General features: G+C 55.6%; 5 protein-coding genes and 1 pseudogene. 4 read left to right on the forward strand and 2 right to left on the reverse strand.

Annotation, left to right across the window (positions count from 1 at the left end; all coding sequences use genetic code 11):
• Window positions 1-339 (reverse strand): Clp protease N-terminal domain-containing protein (locus B2W52_RS07180; protein ID WP_286802162.1); only part of this gene is annotated, 339 nt, incomplete at its 3' end.
• Between the two features lie 18 nt (window positions 340-357).
• On the reverse strand, window positions 358-717 hold the full coding sequence (clpS, locus tag B2W52_RS07185; protein ID WP_008169202.1) for an ATP-dependent Clp protease adapter ClpS: 360 nt from the start codon (window positions 715-717) through the stop codon (window positions 358-360).
• 306 nt (window positions 718-1,023) lie between these two features.
• On the opposite strand from clpS, the gene B2W52_RS07190 reads away from it, so the two are divergent.
• From B2W52_RS07190 to mnmA, 4 genes and pseudogenes are all read left to right on the forward strand, one after another.
• Window positions 1,024-1,335 (forward strand): cold shock domain-containing protein, encoded by a 312-nt coding sequence (locus tag B2W52_RS07190; RefSeq protein ID WP_014577425.1) that lies wholly within the window; start codon window positions 1,024-1,026, stop codon window positions 1,333-1,335.
• Between the two features lie 184 nt (window positions 1,336-1,519).
• Entirely contained in the window at window positions 1,520-2,152 is a 633-nt protein-coding gene (locus B2W52_RS07195) for a pseudouridine synthase (RefSeq protein WP_053112225.1), read from the forward strand.
• Complete coding sequence (locus tag B2W52_RS07200) at window positions 2,149-2,613, forward strand: NUDIX hydrolase (protein ID WP_286802165.1); 465 nt, start codon at window positions 2,149-2,151, stop codon at window positions 2,611-2,613. Before B2W52_RS07195 ends, B2W52_RS07200 begins: the two co-directional genes overlap by 4 nt.
• Window positions 2,614-2,649: 36 nt before the next feature.
• Window positions 2,650-2,952: pseudogene (mnmA, locus tag B2W52_RS07205) on the forward strand (tRNA 2-thiouridine(34) synthase MnmA); the annotation flags it as partial.

Below are 2,952 nucleotides of genomic sequence, written 5' to 3' on the forward strand. Positions count from 1 at the left end.
GAAGATGGCCACCAGCACATTGGCACCGGTCACCTCTTTCTTGCCCGAGGACTGCACATGGAACACAGCCCTTTGCAGGACTCGCTGGAACCCCAGTGTTGGCTGGGTCTCGCGCTCACTGTCGCTGCTCGGAATCAAAGGTGTGGTGGAGTCCACGAATTCGACAAGCTCTTCCTGAAGCCGCTTGAGGTCTGCACCACAGGCTTTCAGGACGCCCACTGCCGATTCATTATCCAGTAGGGCCAGCAACAAATGCTCCACAGTCATGAACTCATGACGCTTGTCCCGGGCATTCTTGAAGGCCGTATTCAGCGTAATTTCTAGATCTTTGCTCAGCATGGGCCACCCCAACGTCTATCAGTCCGCACGTTCAATCTCGCAAAGGAGCGGATGTTCGCATTCCGAAGAATACTGGTTCACCTGTGCCGCCTTTGTTTCCGCGATGTCCCGGGTATATACCCCGCATACAGCTTTTCCCTGTGTATGGACGAGCAGCATCACCTGCGTCGCCTTTTCTTCATTCATTCCGAAGAACTTCATCAACACATCGACCACAAAATCCATGGGCGTGTAATCATCGTTCAGAAGCACCACCCTGTATCGCGCCGGGCGCTTGAGAGCGGGCTTCTCGGGAGCAACGCTGAGGTCATCCTGTCGCCCCGGTTGTTCGTCCTCCCCCTGATTGAATACTAGTAGAGAATTTTCGATAGTCCGCATCATTCCTTACCGGTTTATCGGTGCCCTTGTTAAATGTGGATGTCCGCCCCGGGGTTTTCAAGCGGGGCATGAGATATTTATCAATACGAACATGATACCGCTTCCAGACTGCGTTCAACCACACATTCCCGGCATAGAAACTATTGACTCACCGCAATGATTGGCCGAAAGTTAAGTTGCAATGTAAAATAATGTAAATCCATGCAAGGTTTGTGTAACAGGATTCGGACCGACTGTGCGACGGCGCCGATAGGCACACAGAGAATTAACAAGAATAGAGACAGCAAAAGAACAGGGGAGTTCATCATGCCAAGAGGCAAGGTCAAGTGGTTCAACAATGCCAAAGGGTACGGATTCATCATCGAGGATGGCTGCAGTGACGACCTGTTTGCGCACTTCTCTTCGGTGCAAATGGACGGCTACAAGACCTTAAAAGCCGGCCAGGCCGTAACCTTCGACAAAAAGCCCAGCGACAAGGGCATTCACGCAGTCAACATCGTTCCCGACGAGCTGCCTGCCAGCAAGGCGCAAACTGACGCCAGCAGCGACTCTGCCGGACAATCCGGCCAGCAGGAATCAGGCAGGGACGGCTATCCGCCCCGTGCAGTCAACGCCTGACCTGTTCTGGTAACGCAAAATCACACCCACCGGTCGTCTGCTGGTGGGGGTATCTTTTTTTGTCCTTAAAAACGTCGGGTGACAGGTCCCCCTGGGCGGTGGCGCCCGCCCTACTTTGCCAGCCTTCCTGTTTGCAGTACGCTGCACTGCTCAAAGACAGCGGATATCCGGGAAAGTCCTTCGCATGGCAGAACTCGTGCTTTTCAATAAACCCTTTCATGTTCTGAGCCAATTCACAGACGATGGCGCTTCCGGAAGTAAACCACCTCGCGCTACCCTGGCAGATTACGTACGCATCCCGGGCATTTATCCGGCGGGACGTCTGGACTACGATTCCGAGGGCCTGCTCCTTCTGACCGCGGAAGGCTCCCTCCAACACCGCATAGCGTCACCATCACTGAAGATGCCAAAGACCTACTGGGTGCAGGTAGAAGGAAACATTTCTGAAGAAGCACTGAGACACCTGGCTAGCGGTGTGCAGCTCAAGGATGGTCTGACCCGGCCGGCAAAAGCCGACAGAATGCCTGCCCCGACGGTCTGGCCGAGAGTGCCTCCGGTGCGTCATCGGGATAACATTCCGACGAGCTGGATTGAACTGACGATAACCGAGGGCAAGAACCGGCAGGTACGTCGAATGACCGCTGCCGTCGGGTTTCCGACACTTCGCCTGATCCGGTATCGGATTGGTGACTGGACCCTTGACGGCCTCGAATCCGGAGCCCATCGAACGGTCACCGTCAATTTACCCGCTTCACCAAAACCAACCCGCCGCGGCAACGCCGCTGGCGCCCGAACCAGGAGAAACCGGAAATCATGACCTGGACACCCCATGCTACCGTGGCCGTTATAGTCGAGGATGAAGCCGGCCGTTACCTGATGGTTGAAGAGATCAGCGGCGGCAAGGTTGTTTTCAACCAGCCGGCTGGCCATATCGAAGAAGATGAAGCCATTCTGGATGCCGTCCGACGGGAAACCCTTGAAGAGACGGGCTGGAACATAGAGCCCATACACTTCCTTGGCATTTACACCTACAAGGCTCCGGCCAACGGCGTTACCTACTATCGTTTCTGCTACGCTGCGCGTGCTGGCGACCGGGTTACTGAACAGCTGGACGATGGCATCATCGCCGCCCACTGGCTCACCCTGGATGAAATCCGCGCGCTGGGGGACAAACTGCGCAGTCCGCTGGTCATCCAGTGCATAGAAGATTACCGAAACGGCCGGCGATACCCGCTGGACGTGGTGGTGGACGCGCAGACGGCACCCTCGGAAAGATGATAAACTCGCGGTTTTTTAGCCGGTAACGAAGCTGTCATGACCAACGCACCCGAAGCCTCCTCTCCAAACAGTAACGCCAACACGCGTGTGATCGTCGGCATGTCCGGCGGCGTGGATTCTTCAGTGGCCGCCTGGCTTCTGAAAGACCAGGGCTACCAGGTTGAAGGCCTGTTCATGAAAAATTGGGACGAGGATGACGGCACCGAGTACTGCACAGCCATGACAGATCTGGCCGACGCCCAGGCCGTTGCCGATGCCATCGGCATCAAACTGCACACCGCCAGTTTTGCTGCGGAATACTGGGATCGGGTGTTTGAACACTTTCTGTCTGAATACAGC

Source organism: Marinobacter sp. UBA2498, assembly GCF_002341575.1.
Taxonomy (GTDB): Bacteria; Pseudomonadota; Gammaproteobacteria; order Pseudomonadales; family Oleiphilaceae; genus Marinobacter; species Marinobacter manganoxydans.

What these genes read in the sequence shown, in the direction of transcription:
- clpS (WP_008169202.1), bottom strand. Translation starts at nt 717, where the DNA reads ATGCGGACTATCGAAAATTCTCTACTAGTATTCAATCAGGGGGAGGAC.
- B2W52_RS07190 (WP_014577425.1), top strand. Translation starts at nt 1,024, where the DNA reads ATGCCAAGAGGCAAGGTCAAGTGGTTCAACAATGCCAAAGGGTACGGA.
- B2W52_RS07195 (WP_053112225.1), top strand. Translation starts at nt 1,520, where the DNA reads ATGGCAGAACTCGTGCTTTTCAATAAACCCTTTCATGTTCTGAGCCAA.
- B2W52_RS07200 (WP_286802165.1), top strand. Translation starts at nt 2,149, where the DNA reads ATGACCTGGACACCCCATGCTACCGTGGCCGTTATAGTCGAGGATGAA.